This window comes from Gilliamella sp. wkB112 (assembly GCF_001690685.1).
Classification (GTDB): Bacteria; Pseudomonadota; Gammaproteobacteria; order Enterobacterales; family Orbaceae; genus Gilliamella; species Gilliamella apicola_J.
The window spans coordinates 365,871-386,108 of sequence record NZ_LZGL01000009.1 but is presented as its reverse complement, the minus strand read 5'-3'; the positions used below and the strand labels follow the sequence as shown (position 1 = coordinate 386,108).

16 protein-coding genes and 1 pseudogene are annotated in these 20,238 nt (G+C 35.1%); 7 read left to right on the top strand and 10 right to left on the bottom strand.

The genetic code is table 11. From position 1 onward, the window contains the following. The first annotated feature begins 62 nt into the window (after positions 1-62). On the top strand, positions 63-2,906 hold the full coding sequence (glnE, locus tag A9G12_RS04150; RefSeq protein WP_065564593.1) for a bifunctional [glutamate--ammonia ligase]-adenylyl-L-tyrosine phosphorylase/[glutamate--ammonia-ligase] adenylyltransferase: 2,844 nt from the start codon (positions 63-65) through the stop codon (positions 2,904-2,906). Between the two features lie 256 nt (positions 2,907-3,162). Beyond that, positions 3,163-5,349 carry an extracellular solute-binding protein gene (locus A9G12_RS04145; RefSeq protein ID WP_065564592.1) on the top strand — a complete coding sequence of 729 codons (2,187 nt, stop codon included), beginning with the start codon at positions 3,163-3,165 and terminating at the stop codon, positions 5,347-5,349. A gap of 37 nt (positions 5,350-5,386) precedes the next feature. On the opposite strand, the gene A9G12_RS04140 is transcribed toward A9G12_RS04145, so the two are convergent. The 4 genes from A9G12_RS04140 to yeiP form a co-directional block, all read right to left on the bottom strand. Beyond that, complete coding sequence (locus tag A9G12_RS04140) at positions 5,387-6,604, bottom strand: MFS transporter (RefSeq protein WP_065564591.1); 1,218 nt, start codon at positions 6,602-6,604, stop codon at positions 5,387-5,389. A gap of 14 nt (positions 6,605-6,618) precedes the next feature. Next, entirely contained in the window at positions 6,619-7,446 is an 828-nt protein-coding gene (locus A9G12_RS04135) for an MBL fold metallo-hydrolase (RefSeq protein WP_065564590.1), read from the bottom strand. Positions 7,447-7,696: 250 nt separating this feature from the next. After that, positions 7,697-8,593, bottom strand: coding sequence for a tRNA 2-thiocytidine(32) synthetase TtcA (gene ttcA, locus A9G12_RS04130; protein WP_065564589.1), 897 nt, complete (start codon positions 8,591-8,593; stop codon positions 7,697-7,699). Between the two features lie 14 nt (positions 8,594-8,607). Then, on the bottom strand, positions 8,608-9,180 hold the full coding sequence (gene yeiP / locus A9G12_RS04125) for an elongation factor P-like protein YeiP (RefSeq protein ID WP_065564588.1): 573 nt from the start codon (positions 9,178-9,180) through the stop codon (positions 8,608-8,610). Between the two features lie 118 nt (positions 9,181-9,298). On the opposite strand from yeiP, the gene A9G12_RS04120 reads away from it, so the two are divergent. Then, positions 9,299-9,565, top strand: coding sequence for a YkgJ family cysteine cluster protein (locus A9G12_RS04120; RefSeq protein WP_065564587.1), 267 nt, complete (start codon positions 9,299-9,301; stop codon positions 9,563-9,565). Between the two features lie 191 nt (positions 9,566-9,756). Continuing rightward, on the top strand, positions 9,757-11,223 hold the full coding sequence (locus A9G12_RS04115) for an amino acid permease (RefSeq protein ID WP_255306527.1): 1,467 nt from the start codon (positions 9,757-9,759) through the stop codon (positions 11,221-11,223). Positions 11,224-11,352: 129 nt separating this feature from the next. Here A9G12_RS04115 and infA read toward each other — a convergent pair whose 3' ends face one another. From infA to bamD, 6 genes and pseudogenes are all read right to left on the bottom strand, one after another. Continuing rightward, positions 11,353-11,571, bottom strand: coding sequence for a translation initiation factor IF-1 (gene infA / locus A9G12_RS04110; RefSeq protein ID WP_025315083.1), 219 nt, complete (start codon positions 11,569-11,571; stop codon positions 11,353-11,355). A 267-nt stretch (positions 11,572-11,838) separates the two neighbouring features. Beyond that, the gene (gene nadD / locus A9G12_RS04105) at positions 11,839-12,498 is read right to left on the bottom strand and encodes a nicotinate-nucleotide adenylyltransferase (RefSeq protein WP_065564585.1); all 660 of its coding nucleotides are present in this window, start codon (positions 12,496-12,498) and stop codon (positions 11,839-11,841) included. Next, entirely contained in the window at positions 12,492-13,496 is a 1,005-nt protein-coding gene (holA, locus tag A9G12_RS04100; protein WP_065564584.1) for a DNA polymerase III subunit delta, read from the bottom strand. The genes nadD and holA overlap by 7 nt, the downstream gene beginning before the upstream one ends. 7 nt (positions 13,497-13,503) lie before the next feature. Then, entirely contained in the window at positions 13,504-13,998 is a 495-nt protein-coding gene (lptE, locus tag A9G12_RS04095; RefSeq protein ID WP_065564583.1) for an LPS assembly lipoprotein LptE, read from the bottom strand. A gap of 36 nt (positions 13,999-14,034) precedes the next feature. Beyond that, the gene (leuS, locus tag A9G12_RS04090) at positions 14,035-16,617 is read right to left on the bottom strand and encodes a leucine--tRNA ligase (RefSeq protein ID WP_065564582.1); all 2,583 of its coding nucleotides are present in this window, start codon (positions 16,615-16,617) and stop codon (positions 14,035-14,037) included. Positions 16,618-16,909: 292 nt separating this feature from the next. Then, positions 16,910-17,632: pseudogene (bamD, locus tag A9G12_RS04085) on the bottom strand (outer membrane protein assembly factor BamD); the annotation flags it as partial. Positions 17,633-17,725: 93 nt separating this feature from the next. Here bamD and rluD point away from each other — a divergent pair. From rluD to A9G12_RS04070, 3 genes are all read left to right on the top strand, one after another. Next, positions 17,726-18,700, top strand: a complete 975-nt coding sequence (gene rluD, locus A9G12_RS04080; protein WP_065564580.1) for a 23S rRNA pseudouridine(1911/1915/1917) synthase RluD — start codon at positions 17,726-17,728, stop codon at positions 18,698-18,700. Positions 18,701-18,708: 8 nt separating this feature from the next. Beyond that, on the top strand, positions 18,709-19,476 hold the full coding sequence (pgeF, locus tag A9G12_RS04075; protein ID WP_081299663.1) for a peptidoglycan editing factor PgeF: 768 nt from the start codon (positions 18,709-18,711) through the stop codon (positions 19,474-19,476). Positions 19,477-19,756: 280 nt separating this feature from the next. Continuing rightward, positions 19,757-20,197 carry a DUF2946 domain-containing protein gene (locus A9G12_RS04070; protein ID WP_065564578.1) on the top strand — a complete coding sequence of 147 codons (441 nt, stop codon included), beginning with the start codon at positions 19,757-19,759 and terminating at the stop codon, positions 20,195-20,197. Positions 20,198-20,238: the final 41 nt, after the last annotated feature.

Sequence of the window (20,238 nt, the reverse complement as noted above, 5' to 3'; positions counted from 1 at the left end):
AATGAATAATACTATTTTGATGATTTTTATTTAATGAAAATGATTTCTAAGTGAGTTTGTGTATGTCTGGAACCAAACAACCCTTTAATCGTCTGCTGGAACTGCAAAAACAAAAAGTGATTGTGCAATTATCTCAATGTGATTCAACTTATGTGCAAGCGTATCTAGATATCTTAATCCAAAGTGATTTTTTGGTGGATACATTTAATCGTTTCCCAATATGGCTTTGCGACATAATACAAAACCTTCCACAGGCAGATGAACGTCATTATTATCAAACATGGTTAAATCAACAACTCACATCAGTTACTGATGAAATTACTTTAATGAAAGTGTTAAGGCAATTCCGACGTTGGTCGCTTACTCGTCTGGAGTGGTCACAATTAACCCAAACCAGTACTGATGAACAAATATTAATGCAACTAAGTGAGCTAGCAGAAGTGATTATTGTTACCACTCGTGATTGGCTATATAACTTGAGTTGCCAAGAATGGGGTACTCCTTGTGATGCTCATGGTAAAGCACAACCACTACTAATCTTAGGTATGGGGAAATTAGGGGGTGGGGAACTCAATTTTTCCTCTGACATTGATCTAATTTTTACTTATCCCGAACATGGGCAAACTAAAGGTGGTAGGCGAGAACTCGATAATGCGGTATTTTTTACAAGGTTAGGGCAAAGAGTAATTAAAGTTTTAGATCAGATCACTGAAGATGGTTTTGTTTACCGCGTTGATATGCGATTACGTCCACTAGGGGAAGGAGGACCTTTGGTATTAAGTTTTTCGGCAATGGAAGATTACTACCAAGAGCAGGGGCGCGATTGGGAACGGTATGCGATGGTTAAAGCTAAAGTGCTTGGTTGTCAGCAAAATGAATATACTCAAGAGCTTTATCAATTATTAAAACCGTTCATTTATCGCCGCTATATTGATTTTAGTGTGTTGCAATCATTGCGAAATATGAAAAGTATGATTGAACGTGAAGTGCGTCGCCGTGGATTAAAAAATAATATAAAACTTGGTGCAGGTGGTATTCGTGAAATTGAATTTATAGTACAGGTTTTTCAGCTTATTCGTGGAGGGCGAGTAGTTGGTTTACAAACACGTTCATTATTATCGGCATTGAATGTCATTGAACAAGAAACACTACTAAACTCTAATGATGTACACTCATTGCGTGACAATTATCTCTTTTTGCGACGTTGCGAAAATTTACTACAAGCTATTGATGATCAACAAACACAAACTTTACCCGAAAACGAGCTAGATCAGATTCGTTTATCTAATGGTATGGGCTTTGATAATTGGTTTGATTTTGAAAATCAATTATTACAACGAATGCAAGTGAATCGTCTAATATTTAACGAACTTATTGGTGAAGATGAATCAGATTCATCAGCAAATCAAAATCAATACGACGATAAATTTGCCGATCTTTGGGTACCAGATCTGCAAGTAAGCGATGTTAAAACAGTATTAACTACTTATTCTGATGGCGATGCCGAGCAGTTATGTCAAATGTTAGTACAATTCCGTAACGATATTAGTAAACGTACAATTGGCGTTCGTGGTCGGGAAATTCTCGATCAATTAATGCCGCGATTGTTAGAAGTTACCAGTGAAGAACAACAAGCAGTAACCGTGCTATCACGCATATTACCTTTAATTATCAATATTGTTAGCCGGACTACTTATTTAGAATTATTACTTGAATATCCAACTGCATTAAAGCAATTAATACGCTTGTGTAGCGCATCCCCGATGATTAGTGAGCAACTGACCCATTATCCAATTTTACTTGATGAGTTAATAGATATTAATTCGCTATATCAAACGGTTCCTCCTGATGCATATAAAAGCGAGCTTTATCAATATTTATTACGTATCCAAATTGATGATGAAGAACAACAACTTGAAGCCTTACGTCAGTTTAAACAAATGCAATTATTGCATATAGCCGCAGCCGATGTTGGACATGTACTTACCACTATGAAGGTTAGTGATCATCTAACTTTTGTGGCTGAAACTCTATTGGACTTTGTGGTACAAATGGCTTGGAACCAAATGGTTGAGCGTTATGGCCGCCCAGAACATTTAGCTGACGGGCACAAAGGTTTAGTCGTGGTCGCTTATGGTAAATTAGGTGGGTGGGAACTAGGTTATGGTTCAGATTTAGATTTAGTGTTTTTACATGATTGCCCTGCCAATAGTGTAACCAACGGTAATAAGCAGATCGATAGTCGTCAATTTTATTTGCGCTTAGTGCAACGTATTACCCATCTATTTAATGTACGTACTAGTTTTGGTGTGCTTTATGAAATTGACTTAAGATTACGTCCACAAGGAGATGCTGGTTTGCTTGCATGTAGCCTAGATGCCTTTGATGACTATCAGATGAATGAAGCATGGACTTGGGAACATCAGGCTTTAGTTCGTGCACGGGCAATTTATGGTGAAGTTGAATTAATCAATCGTTTTAATCAAATCCGTCATAATGTGCTTTGTAAGGTACGTGATGAAAATACTCTTAAATCTGAAGTAAGGGAAATGCGTGAAAAAATGCGAGCTCATTTAGGAACAACAGCAGCTAACTTATTTAATCTAAAAATCGATGCCGGTGGTATAGGTGATATTGAGTTTTTATCTCAATATTTAGTGCTTAACTATGCTCATAAACACCCGAAGCTGACTACTTGGAGTGATAATGTACGGATTTTAGAGTTAGCGGCCAACTATGCAATTATGCCATCTGTAGAAGCAGAACAATTAACGAAAGCCTATATAGACATGCGCAATGAAATTCATCGATTGTCCTTACAATTATTACCAAGCACTATTGATGACACAAAGTTTAATCAAGAAAAACAAATTGTTAATCAAAGCTGGTCTAGGTGGTTGAAGTAAATTAGTTTAAAGATTATCATCAACATATTAGTTAACTTATTATACTTAAACATATAGCAGACCTGAAACATCTTGCCAGTAACTTTGTTTAAGTCAATATGTTAGATTAACTCAAACAATTTTTTTCTATACTAGCATGAGCAATAACTAAGTAACTTTAAGTTGGTAGTTTATAGTTGATTGCATATACTTAATTATGCACATAGAATAATGAAATTAGTCTTTTTATTTTATGTTAATTGGGAGTGACAACCAAATGCCTACGATCAAAGATATCGCGAAAATGGCGGGAGTATCACATGGCACCGTTTCAAATGTACTTAATGGTCGTGGCAATGTTAGTGTTCAAAAAATTAAATTAGTTAAAGACGCTGCCAAACATCTTGGATATCAACTTAATTTGCAGGCTAAGATTTTAAAACAGGGTTCAGCCAAAACAATTTCAGTTATTCTACCTAATATCACATCAGGACAATATTCAAATCTGTATGATGGTTTATTTAGTTTTTTGAATACAAAAGGCTACGAATTAACACTTTATTTAACTTATGATGCGAAAGAAGTTGAATTACAATTTATTCAAAAAATCGCAGTTAAACGGGATTGGGCTGTTATTGTAGTTAGTTGTTTAGATAATGCCAATAGTTATTATCAAACAATTAATATAGCAAAAGAAAATATAATTTTTGTTTACCGAAAACCAAAAAATGCAAAACAATTCATCACACTGGATTATGAAAAAGCCGGGCAAGATATAGCAAAGGAGATGATGGCACAAAATTATAAATATATTGGTTTATTTAGTAATTCTAATCAACATACTCATTCACATTCCTTTAAAAAAGGTTTTAAAAACTTATTAAACAAATATCATTATTCAATAGATTTACAATGTATTGAATCTACACCATCAGAAAGTTCATATAGTTTGGCATATAGTTTTTTTTCTCAGCAACAAAAAAACTTTGAAGCAATTATCACCATGGACATTGAACGTGCACATTATGTACGTAATGCCAATTTTTTTGGTAGTTTAGAACCATGCCCTCCTATTTACACACTTGCAAATAATTACTTTACTTTTGAAAATGACTTTTATCAATATCATATGAATTATGGCATCTTAAGCCAGCAAATCGTCAATTTAATAGAGGGTAAAAAAACAGTAAAATTGGAAAATAAAGGTTTTTCATTATTACCTAATTTTCTTAGTAAAAAGGTGGAAAAAACAACAGAAGTTCTGAATTTTTTAATCTTACCAAGTCCATCTACTGAAGCAATTAAAAAGCTGCTACCTCATTTTAAAAAAACGAGCGGTATTGATGTTAATTTAATTATTAAACCTTTTGATGAAATTTATAGTTTACTCGATCATCTGGAACAACATAAAGAAATCGATATTATTCGAATCGATATGGCTGGGTTACCATGGTTTGCAGCAAAAAAACTTAAGCCTTTGATTGAGTTAAATATGAACTTAAAGTCATTATTTGCCCCGTATATGCCTGAAATTGTCGATCGCTTTGGTTACATTAATGATATTGCTTATGCCATCCCTTTTGATCCAAGTATACAAATGCTTTTTTATCGAAAAGATTTATTTAATAACCCATTGATAAAAAGGGCTTATTTTGAAAAATATAGGCAACATCTAGAGGTGCCTAAAGATTTTATCCAGTTTGATCAAATTGCTGCTTTTTTTAATCGACAACAAAATCTGGAATCTCCGGTTGAATTTGGTAGTTGTGTCACGATTGGTAATGCTGAAATTATCGCTTCGGAGTTTTTATTACGTTATTATGCTCAAGGCGGAAAATTAATTAATAATAATCAATTAAATTTAAATAAATCCATTGCATTATCGACATTATCTCAATTTAAATGCTTTATACAAGCACAACAAAAAATTAATGCTACTTGGTGGCAAGAATCTGTAAATCAATTTGAGCAAGGTCGCTTAGCAATGTTAATTGTCTATATGAATTTATTTACTTATGTCGATCATAAAAATATTTTACCATTAGTTGGCTATGCCGCAGTTCCCGGAAATAAGACCTTATTTGGTGGAGGTTCGTTAGGTATGTCAAAATATAGCAATAAAAATGTTGCCGTAAAATCTTTTTTTGATTGGCTATATTCAAAAGAAATTAGTGAACAGATGGCTCTTTTGGGGGGCGCAACAGCACGAGATACTATTTTTCAAAATCATCGAATTATCAATTATTATCCATGGTTGCAGGTGGCTAAGCAACATTTTATACATGGTGTGCGAGAAAACCAATTAGACACTAACCAGCCTATAGATCTACGCTATATTGAAAAAACGATTGGACAATATTTATTAAAATGGATGAACAAACAATACAGCTCGGAACGAATTATTGATGAAATTAACCAAGAATTAACTCAAAATAAAACGCTAATAGTTGCAAAAAACTATTAGCGTATTTTTAATAAATAAAAATTTATTATTATTAATCTTAAATTTTCGCTTTTCGTTCCATAATGATATCTTTATCTTTAAAGAAAATCCAAAAACCAATAGCGACTACAGCTGCAACCACAGCTGGATAGATCCAAAATTCTTGCCATTGAGATGCTGCTTCTGGCAAGGTTTTTTCTGTAACAACACGGTTATTGATAAAACCACAAACCGAAGCCGCCATAAATACGCCAAAGCCATTAGAAACTATGAATCGCAAACCTTGGGCTTGTGCTTTAATCTCTGGCCCAGCTTTTTTATCGACATAAATGTCACCTGCAGTAAAGAAAAAGTCCCAACAAATACCTTGTAATAGTAAGGTCCCAAGGATATAGAACATATAATTCTCTGACACAGCAGCTTGTGACAACATTAAGCTACGAATTACCCAACAAATTGCACCAAATAAAATAATTTTTTTGAAGCCGAAACGAGCAAGTAAGAAGGACAATAAGAACATAAAAATTACTTCTGTTGCGATAGCAATTTGCATCATTGACGCAGGTTCTAATCCTAATACGGGTAAATAAACTGGAATGTATGCACTATAAGCTGTTTTAGTTATCATTAAGATAAAGGTAGACAACATAAAAATAGTGAAATATTTATTTTTAAAGAGTGATAGTGCATCTAAACACATTGCATCACGAATTGAGAATTTTTTGCCTTTTGCTGCTGGTGGTGTATTGGGTAATGTAAAGCAATAAAGACCATAGACAACTGATGCACCAGAGGCAAGTAGGAATGAGTTAATTGAGCTAGAAAATCCTGTATAACCAAGGATTAGACCAACAACCATGAACCCGATAGTACCAAAAACTCGAATGATAGGGAACCAACGGACACCATCAATATGTCTAAAACTGACGCTATTAGCTAAGGCTGTTGTCGGATAAAATAGTAATCCCACAATAAAGATCATAATTAAGAAACCAGCAATATTACCACCTTCAACAAAATTAGGTAATGTAAATAAAACAATTGCATTGAGTATATGCAAAATACCCATAACTTTTTGTGAGGCAATAAATCTATCGGCTATCATACCAATAAAAAGAGGAGAAATAATTGTTGCTAATCCCAGAACAGAATAAGTAGAACCAACAATTTCTTTTAATCCATAAGAGGCAAGCACTGCGCCAATAACCATATTCCATGCACCTTGCACAAAATATTGTAAAAACATCATAACCAGTAAACGTGGTATTTTTAACATAGATAACTCCATTATTAAATAATTTTAATTAATCCGTCATAAGCGACTTCAATATTATGTGGTTTAAATATTTCAAATAACTCATCGTACATAAAGCCACTACTATGTGAATGGTGAGAGGTAATAAGCTGAGTAGTATTATGAAAAATACCTTCATCTAGCATTCTTTTTTGTGTGGCTATAACAGTTTCAATACTCATATGATTATTTGTGCGATCATTTTGTTTGTAACCATAAGTACATTCAAAAACAGCTAGATCAATTTGTTTGCGACTATTTTTTAACCATTGCCATGTTAGTTCCGGAAAGTAACCTGAGTCATGTCCATATAGAATTGTTTTCCCTTCTTTTTCGATTAAATAGATATAACAAAACTCCCATTTAGCATGATTAGAAAGTAATGGGGTAATGGTATAACCAGCTGAGGTAACAATAGTTTGATAAGGGACGATTAAATTGATTACGAAACGTTCAGGACTATAACCAGGTAGAACATTTAAACAACCATTCACGGCGATGTCATTTCCGTAAATATAAAGTGGATGGGTAATGTTAAATCCATAATCTACCATTCTACTGAATAGATCACCAACATTAAAATGATCTGGATGGGTATGAGTAAAAAGCAAATCTTTAATTTTGGTAACATCAATATTTTCTTTCATAACTTGATAGCTAAATTCTGGTGCAATATCAATTTGCATAATATCGTCAATCACAACTGAGCTACGTGTTCGAATATTTCTACCTTTTTGCATACGTGTTTTTTCACAAATATCACATTTACAAAAAGGATTTGGAATACCTTCTGATGCTGCGGTACCTAGAAAATGTAATTTCACATTATTCTCCTATTTTTAGCGTTGGTTTTTTTATCACTTATATAAAACAGTGACTAAAAATTGAAACGTTCCAATTTTATTTTACTACCCAAAAATACACAATAAAAATGAGGTTTTTTTTGTTAATACGTGAACAAGATCAAAAAATTATGTTTGAATTGATGGGGAGGTTAAACATTAATCGATAGAATATATATAAGTAGAATAACGCTTCCGCTGCGAAATTCAACGGAAGCTTTTTGTCTGATATTTATTTGGCTTCTTTCCAAAGAATCATATTTTGATCTTCTAATTCAGATGAATCAAAACCGCCTATTGGTGTAAATTGTTCATAATCAAATGCTGTATCACCGCCATCAGCATCAAGCTCTCCTTTTTTGATATCTTTAAAATCATATAGTTTGGTATCGCAAAGGTGAGATAAAGTAATGTTTTGTGTTGCTCTAAACATAGTTTCAATACGCCCTGGGAATTTTTTATCCCAACTAGTTAACATCTCTTTAATCACTTGCCGTTGCAAGTTTGGTTGTGAACCGCACAAGTTGCAAGGGATTATGGGGAATTGTTTAAATTCGGCATATTTAGTTATGTCTCTTTCTTTGCAGTATGCGAGTGGACGGATAATGATATGTTCGCCGGAATCATTCATCAGTTTAGGTGGCATGGCTTTGAGTTTGCCACCATAGAACATATTTAAGAACAATGTTTCTAAAATATCATCACGGTGATGTCCTAGCGCAATTTTTGTGGCACCTAGTTCAGTAGCAGTGCGGTATAAAATCCCACGACGCAAGCGAGAACAAAGTGAACAAGTCGTTTTTCCTTCCGGAATCTTCTCTTTAACGATACCATAGGTGTTTTCTTGCACAATTTTATAGTCAATGCCAAGCGAGTTTAAATACTCTGGTAGCACATGTTCTGGGAAGCCCGGTTGTTTTTGATCTAAATTAACCGCAATAAGCTCAAAATTAACTGGTGCACTCATTTTTAAGTTCATCAGAATATCAAGCAAGGTATAACTGTCTTTTCCGCCAGACAAACACACCATAATGCGATCGCCATCTTCAATCATATTGAAATCAGCAATTGCTTCGCCAGTTAGGCGACGCAAACGTTTATGTAATTTATTTTGATTATAACTATTCATTAGTAATTAATTGGTTACTCAGCACGGCTCATGTAACGGCGTTCAGCGATGTGGATTTTAACTTTTTCGTTGTTATCAATATATTCAGGAACTTGAATTACTAAGCCGGTTGTTAATGTCGCTGGTTTTGTACGAGCACTTGCGGAAGCGCCTTTAATACTCGGTGACGTTTCTACAATTTCAAGATCTACAGTTTGTGGAAGTTCTAAAGCAATGACTTCACCATCAGCCATTAAAACTTGAATACCATCCATTCCCCCTTCAGGAATAAATAGCAGTTCATCGGCAATTTGTTCTTTTTTGAAGATAAAAGGTGTGTAATCTTCATTATCCATAAATACATATTCATCACCATCAATATAGGAAAAGCTGACTGGACGACGGAACAGCTCAATAGTTTCAATAATATCATCACCTTTAAACCGTTCTTCAACTTTACCGCCGGTTTTAACGTCAGTAAAACGCATTTTGTAAAGGGTACTGGCGCCGCGAGCACTTGGACTTTGGACATCAATATCTTTAACTAACAATAATTTGCCATTATAGGTGACAGCATCGCCACGTTTGATTTCATTTGCTTTAGCCATAATATTCTTTCTTCGTGATTATTAATATATAGAGTTAAAAATTAACTCGCTATTTTACAGCTAACTTGCTATTGTCACCACTAATTTATCGATAACTATTAAAATTTAAGGAAAATATATGGCAAAACAGTTTTCATGCCGAGCCAATTGTGGTGCCTGCTGTATTGCTCCTTCGATTTCTTCGGCAATCCCTAATATGCCTAATGGTAAACCAGCTGGAGTTGCTTGCGTACATTTAAATTCCGATTTTCAATGCCAACTATTTGGGCAATCATCCCGACCACTAGTTTGTGGACGGTTACAGCCTTGTCATGAGATGTGTGGTGATGACCGTCAACAGGCTTTAGATTATTTAACTCAATTAGAACAGCTAACTAGCTCATAAGTATTGCTTATATTTAACAAACTCGTTGTATTATTAAAATTATTTATCTCGTGCAGTTTTTTTTTTGATACACTTCAACGCATTTCATCATTCAATGATAAATATCAATAATAATAAAGGTAATTTTTAGTCATTTATTGTTATGACAAAATGTGGAGTAGGTGACTGCTAGGTACTCCATTTAACTTACTCTGTTTCAAAAGAAGAATATAGTTATGAAGAATAAATTAAAACGCGATTTAAAAGCACGCCATTTAACCATGATTGCTATTGGTGGTTCAATTGGTACCGGCCTATTTGTAGCATCAGGAGCAACTGTTGCTCAGGCTGGTCCAGGTGGTGCATTACTTTCATATGCCATCATTGGTATTATGGTCTACTTTCTAATGACCAGCTTAGGAGAACTTGCGGCTTATTTACCTGTTTCTGGTACTTTTGCAACTTATGGTGCCCGTTATGTCGATGAAGCATTCGGTTTTGCTATTGGTTGGAACTATTGGTATAACTGGGCAATTACAGTTGCTGTGGATTTGGTGGCTGCACAATTAGTGATCTCATATTGGTTTGATGCAGGCAACTATAGTTGGCTATGGAGCTTGTTGTTCTTAACCATCATCTTTGGCTTAAACTATATTTCTGTTAAAGGTTTTGGTGAAGCTGAATTCTGGTTTTCATTAATTAAGGTTGTGACTGTGGTTATCTTTATCGTGGTTGGATTGTTAATGATAATTGGCATTTTGCGTGGCGGTGAGAGTGCCGGTTGGCAAAATTGGCAAATCGGTGAAGCGCCATTTGCTGGAGGGTTTGCTTCAATGATTGGGGTAGCCATGGTGGTCGGTTTTTCTTTTCAAGGTACAGAGTTAATTGGTATTGCTGCTGGCGAATCCAAAGATCCGGAAAAAAATATTCCCAAAGCGATGCGACAAGTATTTTGGCGGATTTTGCTGTTTTATATTTTTGCTATCTTAGTTATTAGTTTAATTATTCCCTATACTGATCCGAATTTATTACGTAATGATGAGAGCGATATTAGTGTTAGTCCATTCACTTTAGTTTTTCAGCATGCAGGACTTTTATCAGCGGCGGCAATTATGAATGCGGTTATTTTGACCTCGGTTCTATCAGCAGGTAACTCTGGATTATATGCGTCTACCCGTATGTTATATGCGTTAGCCAAAGAAGGTAAAGCACCTCAAATTTTTGCCAAATTATCTTCATCTGGAGTACCTAGGGTTGCTCTTTTGGCCACAACCTTTGTGGCAATGCTTTGCTTTTTAACCTCGATGTTTAAAGATCAGCAAGTTTATTTATGGCTACTTAATATGTCAGGCATGACAGGCTTTATTGCTTGGCTAGGTATTGCCATCAGTCACTATCGTTTTAGAAAAGGTTATATTGCTCAAGGTCATGATCTTAGTCAGTTACCATATCGTTCAAGTTGTTTTCCATTTGGACCTATTTTTGCCTTTGTTTTATGCTTAACCATTACACTAGGACAAAATTACGAAGCATTTTTACAAGATACAATAGATTGGAATGGTGTAATAGCTACTTATATTGGTTTACCATTATTTTTAACAATTTATTTTGTTTATAAAATAGTGAAAAAGACAAAATGGGTTAAGTACGAACAAATGGATTTTTCTAGAATCAAATAATACATTTAAATTCTATTATTATTCTCACTTTCACCGTCGACTAATATCGACGGTGTTTTATTTAGCAAGAGAGAAATAAACACAGATGGTTAGTAATTATAAAAACCATTAAGTTTGATAACGATATTGTTAGCGACTACGGAAGATGATACGAGCTTTAGATAAATCATAAGGAGTCATTTCTACAGTGACTTTATCGCCAGTTAGGATACGAATATAGTTTTTACGCATCTTGCCAGAAATATGTGCTGTAACGACATGACCATTTTCAAGTTCCACACGAAACATCGTGTTAGGAAGTGTATCAAGTATTGTACCTTGCATTTCAATGTTATCTTCTTTTGCCATTGGGGCCTCTTAATAATAAATACAAATTAATTATACTCAAATCATCCATTGTATTCTCGATGTTATATTTACGAGAATTTATACTTATACAATCTTGGTAACTAATCATGTTAGTTTTTTACCATCTGATTTACTGATATTGAGTATAAACACAGAACAGCTGAATTTAGAATAACTAGCTAGAAAGGCCAACGGCAATATCCAGTAGCAATATCTAACTACAGCGGCGAAATAATGCCGAAAAAAGTTGCAGATGTAAAGCCCTTTCTACATTTTCTTTGCACTATAAAGACCTTGTTCATGAATATACTGCCAAACTTTAGGTGGTAATAAATTAATACAACTCTTTTTATTATTGATATTTTTTCTGATTTCTGTTGCCGAAATGTCTTCTAAGGGAGTATGGGCAAAATAAATATAGCCATTGGGCGCATTATGTAAATCTTGAATATTGGTAGTTTGGTGCTTATTAATCCAGGATTGTAGCTTAGTATTATCGGTTTTCTCAGCATAACCAGGACGTCGGCAAATCAGTAGATGACAATAATCTAAAAGTGTTTGCCAATGATTCCAAGTGGGTAAGCTAAGTAATGAATCTTGCCCCATAATAAAAGCTAATCCGTCAGCGGCTCCATTTTCAATACGCCATTGTTGTAATGTATTAATTGTGTATGAAGGTCGCATTGTGGTATCAGATAAAATCTCACGCGTATCGATAGAAAATACGGGAGGCATATCCTCAATGGCTAATTCCAACATAGTTAAACGTTGTGTCGTCGTCGCTTCTGGTTGCGGTTTATGTGGAGGAATATGGTTAGGTAATAAGCTAATTTGGTTCAGTCCTACTTCTTCTGTTAATGCAATAGCAGGAAGAAGGTGTCCATAGTGAATCGGATCGAATGTACCACCAAATAACGCTGTTAACATTGATTTAATCCCATAAATTGCATAGTGAGAGATGAAAGCGCCTCCCAAATACGTAATTGACTATCATGCTTCAAACTAATTTCAATATCAGTTAGTTTAGCTAATGTACTATATAAATCATTAATAGCCAAACGATTAAGATAATTAGTGTAAATAGTTCGCTTGTTTTGCCAAATTTTGTATTCATCAAAAACTTGTTTTAATGCTTTTTGCTGTGATGATTTTTTTAGATTGATTAATAAGATTAGTTCACGTTGTACTATACGTAATAAAATTAATGGCTCAAATTCATTTATTTTTAATTGCTGTAAAATGTGTATCGCCCGTTTAGTTTTGTGGGCAACCATAGCATCTATCCAATGATAAGGTGTAAATACAGCAGAATCATTGATATTACTTTCAACTTGGTCATAAGTAATTTTATGATTGGGATAAAGTAAATTTAATTGCTCAATAATTTGGGTTAAAGCTAGTAAATTCCCTTCATAATAGTAGCAGAGTAATTCGATTGCTTGCGGTTCGATGGTGATTTGTTTTTGTTGTAAGTAATTTTTAATCCATAAAGGTAATTGTAGAATGTCTGGGGTATTACAATTAACAACTACCAATTTTTCTGCCAACTTTTTATACCAAACGGTATTTTCTTGGGCTTTAGTAATTTTACTTAAGTGAATAATCAACGCAATTTCGACTGTCAATATTTCACTTAACGTATTAAGTTTACTAATGATGTTAGTATTTAAGTTACCTTCACCAAAATCAAGAAATATAAGGGTTTTACTTGAAAATAGGTTCATTGACTGGCAGCAATCATATATGGCCACCCAATCAGTTTGATTATCGATAGTAAAATTGAATTGATCACTAAATCCAGCTTGATTAAATGCCCTTTGCAACTGGATATAAGTATTGTGTTGTAAATAAGGATCACTGCCCAATATTAAATAGTAAGGTGATCCTAATTGGTTGTTAATTTGATCGGCATTGATCTTAATCATAACAATTTTATTTTACTGCATTAACAGATTTTAATTTACGGATTATTTGTTTGGCTGCTTGTTTATACATTTCATCCTCAATCAACTTTTCTTCAGCTGTTTTTGCTAAAGCAGCTGACGGGTTGTCGAAAAAGCTACGGAATATACGCACATTAATTGGGTAAATTTGCTGATCAGGAAGCACCATTTGGGCTTGAACTGTTAACACTATTTGATATTCTGCTGCTTTACCATCTTGATAAAGAGAGATGGTATCACGAGAAAGACCTTCACTTACTATCCTTAATGATGGGTATTTATCTGAAGCACCATTATCAACTAATATCACTTTATTATCGGTTAATAATTCTTTGATATTGCGCGACAAGCGGCCATAAGGGTCTGAACTTACATAAGACATTGTCATAAATTGTGCCGGTACTTCTGGTTCATGTTGTAGATGAAAGCCACAGCCAGTTAATGATATTGCCAATAACATAAGTAGTGCTAAATATTTTTTCATGTACATAATCACCTAATTTTTAGTTATCCAAAAATATTAGCTAACAACCAAATTCAATAATTTCCCAGGTACATAAATGACTTTGCGAATGGTTACATCACTTAGGTATTTTTGGATATTATTTTCTTGTTTGGCTTGGTTGACTACAAAATCCTGATCTGCATTAGCAGGTACGGTAAACTTACCACGGACTTTACCATTAATTTGTACCACAATCAGTTTTTCATCTTCAACCATTGCTGATTCATCGGCAATTGGCCAAGTGGTATTATCAATCGACTCATTATGACCTAAAGCTTGCCACATAATAAAACAAGCATGAGGCATCATTGGGTAAAGTAATCGAACTATCGCATTTAAAGCTTCATCCATCAAGGCACGATCTTGCTCGGTTTGTTGTGGTGCTTTTTGTAAGCGATTCATAAATTCCATTACGGCGGCAATAGCTGTATTAAAGGTTTGGCGGCGACCAATATCATCGCTAACTTTAGCAATAGTTTTATGTAGCTCTCGGCGAAGGGATTTTTGCTCATTATCTAATTGCGATACATCTAGTGCCATCACTTTGCCTTTTTGACTGTGTTCATAGACTAAACGCCAAACACGTTTAATAAAGCGGTTAGCTCCTTCAACACCTGATTCTTGCCATTCAAGTGTCATATCAGCAGGTGAGGCAAACATCATAAATAAGCGAACAGTATCGGCACCGTATTTTTCCACCATTTCTTGTGGGTCAATACCATTATTTTTCGATTTTGACATTTTAGTCATACCGGCATGAACCAACTCGTTGCCTTTATTATCAACGGCTTTAGCAATACGGCCTTTTTCATCGCGCTCGATAGTAACCTCGGTTGGTGATACCCAAATACGCTCATTGGTTGGGCTGGTATAATAAAATGCATCAGCTAATACCATACCTTGGCACAATAAACGTTTAGCGGGCTCATCTGAACTCACTAGACCAAAGTCACGCATTAATTTATGGAAGAATCTAAAATAAAGTAAATGCATAATCGCATGTTCAATACCACCTACATACTGATCAACAGGTAGCCAATAATTAGCCGCTTTCTCATCTAACATACCTTTATTATAGTGTGGGCATGTATAACGGGCATAATACCAAGATGATTCCATAAATGTATCAAAGGTGTCGGTCTCCCGTAGTGCAGGTTGACCGTTAACGGTGGTTTTAGCCCAATTAGGATCGGCTTTAATTGGACTGGTGATGCCGTTCATTTCCACATTTTCTGGTAAAATTACTGGTATTTGATCTTCTGGTGTCGGAACAGTGGTACCATCTTCTAAGGTCACCATAGGAATTGGAGCTCCCCAATAGCGTTGGCGCGATACTCCCCAATCACGCAAACGATAATTCACTTTGCGCTTACCTATTCCAAGAGCAATTAATTTATCGGCAATAGCATTGAAAGCTTGCTCAAAGTTAAGACCATCAAATTCACCAGAATTGAACAATTTTCCATGTTCAGTATAAGCTTGTTCAGTTAAATCTGGGGCTTCATCTTGTTGATTTAAGATAACTGGTTTGACTGGTAGATTATATTTGTTTGCAAATTCATAATCACGTTCATCATGACCAGGCACAGCCATAACTGCACCGGTGCCATATTCAATTAACACAAAATTGGCGACCCAAACCGGAACTTTATTCCCAGTAAGAGGATGAATCGCGCAAAATCCAGTGGCAATACCTTTCTTTTCCATGGTTGCCATATCAGCTTCGGCCGTTTTAGTATTTTTACATTCGGCTATAAATTCAGCTATTTTAGGATTAGTTTTAGCGGCTAATTGTGCTAAAGGGTGTTCCGCAGCAACAGAGACAAAGCTCACTCCCATTAAGGTGTCAGGACGAGTAGTATAAACTCTTAATTTATCAGCGTAGTTTTCAACGGTAAAATCAAACTCCACACCTTCTGAACGACCAATCCAATTACGTTGCATGGTTTTAACTTGTTCTGGCCAGCTTTCAAGAGTATCTAAATCATTAAGTAACTCTTCGGCATATTCAGTGATTTTTATAAACCATTGGGGGATTTCTTTACGTTCAACTGGTGTATTACAGCGCCAACAACAACCTTCAACCACTTGTTCATTGGCAAGCACAGTTTGATCATTGGGGCACCAATTTACCGCAGAAGTTTTTTTGTAAACTAAGCCTTTTTCGTATAGTTTAGTGAAGAACCACTGTTCCCATTTATAATATTCTGGACGGCAGGTAGTAACTTCACGATCCCAATCATAACCAAAGCCTAAAAGTTGCAATTGCTTTTTCATGTAAGCAATATTTTCATAGGTCCATTTAGCTGGTGCAGTATTATTTTTTACTGCCGCGCCTTCAGCAGGTAATCCAAAAGCATCCCATCCAATTGGTTGCAATACATTTTTGCCATTTAAGCGTTGATAACGCGAAATGGTATCGCCGATAGTATAGTTACGAACATGCCCAAGGTGCAACCGACCAGAAGGATAAGGTAGCATGGATAAACAGTAATATTTGGGTTTGGCAGGATCTTCGGTAACATGAAATGTTTTATTTTCAAGCCAAGTTTTTTGCACTTTGGCTTCGATTTCATCGGGGCGATATTGTTCTTGCATGATGAATTAATGTCCTATCTATTATTGCTAATAAAAATAATTTGCTAATTGTATTGGTTATTGATTCTTTTTACAAACGTTATGTGAATAGAGGTTCGGATTTATTGGCAATAACATTTAATTTAAAGTGAAAAATTGTTAAACAAGACGGTAATTAAAGAGAGGAAAATACGAAACAGAACCAAAATTAATAGCGGGATAATCCCGCTATATTAAATAGTTAATTACCATTAAATACACTGGTAACGCGGGATAAGAAAGATCTTTGTTCTTCTTTAGGCATATTTTCAAGATTGGCCTGAATAAGTTGATCTACTTTTTGGGTTTCGTCGGCTAAACCTAACTCGTTATAGGCATTACGCATTAGTAATAGAGCTTCTTTGGTTGAGTCGGTATCCGGGAATAAAGTTAACATTTGGGTAACTCTATTAATGACGGCAACATAAGCACCACGTTTAGTATAATATTGAACTACTTTTAATTGATAACGGGATAGTCGATTTTTTAAGAATACTAGGCGTTTCTCTGCATCAGCTGCATAGTTACTAGTTGGGAAGCTGGATACCAAATAGGTAAAATCTTTAAAAGCAGCCGTTGCATAATCGGTATCACGATCTGAACGGTCAACGTTAAACCAACCTTGAATCATGTTATTATCTTGCGCCATATTAGTTAAACCGCGAATATAAATGACCCAATCAATATTAGGATGAGTTGGATTCAATTTTAAAAAACGGTCAATAGATGCAATTGCTAGAGGTAAATCACCAGATTTGTAGTAAGCATAAATTAAATCAAGTTGTACTTGTTGGGAATAGGGACCAAACGGGAAGTTTTTGTCCATAGTCTCTAAAACAGTGATACTGGATTTTAAATTACCACTTTCAAGCTCTTGTTGAGCTTTGGTATGAAGTTCCAATTCTGATACATTTTCAACATCAGGCTTTGAGGAAGTACAGCCAATTAGCGCGCCAGTTATAGCAATAGCTAATAAATAGTGTAAACGTAATTTCATTAAGTTTTTAATCCAAAATTTAAATAAACATTAAAGGCCATGATTAGTATATAATACTCTAAAACATAACAGCTTAAAATAGATAAATTACATATGCTCGAGTTAAAGTTAGCAACTGAAATAGAACAAAACCAGTTAGGAATGCGGTTAGATCAAGCATTATCAGAACTTTTCCCAGATTATTCTCGGTCACGAATTAAAGAGTGGATTATTAACGATAAAGTATTGGTTAATGGCATTGTCATCAACAAACCCAAAGAAAAAGTATTGGGCGGTGAAAAAATAACCATTAATGCTGAAATTGAAGAAGAAACCTATCATCAACCTGAAGATATTAAACTTAATATTGTCTATGAAGATGATGATATATTAGTGCTTAATAAACCTCGAGATTTAGTTGTACACCCGGGGGCCGGTAATCCTAATGGTACCGTATTAAATGCGTTATTACATTATTATCCCGACATTGCGCATGTGCCCCGTGCCGGGATTGTACATCGATTAGATAAAGACACTACGGGTTTAATGGTGGTTGCCAAAACTATTACCGCCCAAACTCATTTAGTTGAATCACTACAATTGAGAGAAATTACTCGTGAATACGAAGCAGTAGCCATGGGCATTATTACTGCTGGTGGCACAGTGGATCAACCGATAACCCGGCACCCAACCAAACGTACTCATATGGCAGTATTTCCAACCGGTAAACCGGCGGTAACACATTACCGAGTAATGGAAAAATATCGGCTACATACCCGGCTACGTTTACGCTTAGAAACCGGACGAACACACCAAATCCGTGTACATATGGCTCACATTGCTCACCCTTTAGTTGGTGATCCATTATATGGAGGACGCCCTAAACCACCAAAAGGTGCTAGTGAATCCTTTATGAAAACTTTACGTGATTTTGATAGGCAAGCGTTACATGCAACAATGTTACGCTTATTCCATCCTGTAACTGGTGAACAAATGGAATGGCATGCACCGATTCCTGACGATATGCAAAAGCTAATTCAAGCACTGCAACAAGATACTGAGTTACATAAAGATGAATTAGATTGGTAACTACAATGATTAGATCCATTTATCCTTATTGGTCGGCACCTAAAAATATTCGTGCTTTCACTACAACCAGAGCCGGCGGTGTAAGTAGAGCACCCTTTAGTAGTTTAAATTTGGGCGATAAAACAGGGGATAATTACGTCGATGTTGCCGAAAATCGGTGTCGCATAATTCAAGCTGAACAAATTCCAAGCGAACCATATTGGCTTACTCAAACCCATAGTACCATTGTTCTCGATATTTCAGCAATCGCACTCCAAGCGCCTATTGGCAAAATAAATACCAAAACAAGCATTGAGGCCGATGCTTCATATACTCACAAAGCAAAACAAGTTAGTGTGGTATTAACTGCTGATTGTATGCCAGTGTTATTTTGTTCATCTCACGGTGATGAAGTCGCTGCTGCTCATGCTGGTTGGCGTGGTTTATGTAATGGTATATTAGAAAATACCGTGAGTAAATTTAGTTGTTCACCATCTAAGATCATTGCCTGGATGGGGCCAGCAATTAGTGCTAGAAAGTTTGAAGTAGGTATTGAAGTCAAAAAACAATTTGAAGCTGTTGCTAAACAAGCTAGCAGTGCATTTACATTAATCAACGAAACTGAACAAAAATATTTAGCCGATTTGTATCTAATTGCTAAACAACGGTTAACAGCAGCAGGTGTCACACAAATTTTTGGTGGCGATTATTGTACTTATACCGAACAAGATAACTTTTACTCCTACCGCCGTGAACATAAAACCGGCAGAATGGCTTCGATGATTTGGTTTGAATAAGTCGTAAAGAAGTTTCAGGAGTGCTATATGTTTAAATATAAAATTATTACCTTTAGATGTGCTAAATGTACCTTTTAACTAATTTAGTTATACAAATTTAATCAATTGAATCTAGTTATTAATAATCCCAATTACTCTATCTAGCTTTTCAAGATGTCATTTCATGATTTTTAATCTGCAAATAGTAAATTAATTAAATTGATAATGATTATCATTTAAATTGATTTGCTTTTGCGTTACTATGGCAGTAGTTTGGTTATCAAATTGATGTAATAATCTGATGAAACGTGAAAATGGCATTGGTTACCTTAGTATAGTTAGTATTTTGTTGCTAACGCTGATTCCATTTGTGTCCAGAATAACCGCACCGGCAAATACTCTGCAGCCATCTTCATCACATTGCCACCAAGCAACTTCGGTTACTCCAAAAGAATCAGATTTAACTCACCATGCAACACAAAATGTAAAACATACAGCTAATCCAGATAGTTGGACCAGTATGTGTGATTATTGCGATTTGTTTATGCATGTACCAGTATTAATTTATGTTAATGCACCGATTATAAAAGTTTTTGTATCAATCTCTGTTATTAAAAATTCTACACCAGAGTTTGTTAAAGCTTATCATTATAATAGTCACCTCATTCGAGCCCCTCCTTTGTTTAAAATTCCAATAATTTATCGTGATAACTCAATAAGTAGGTTCATGTTTAAGTTGTGAAATTGCGGTATTTAATCTTAATAGCAGTAAATAGATAACCA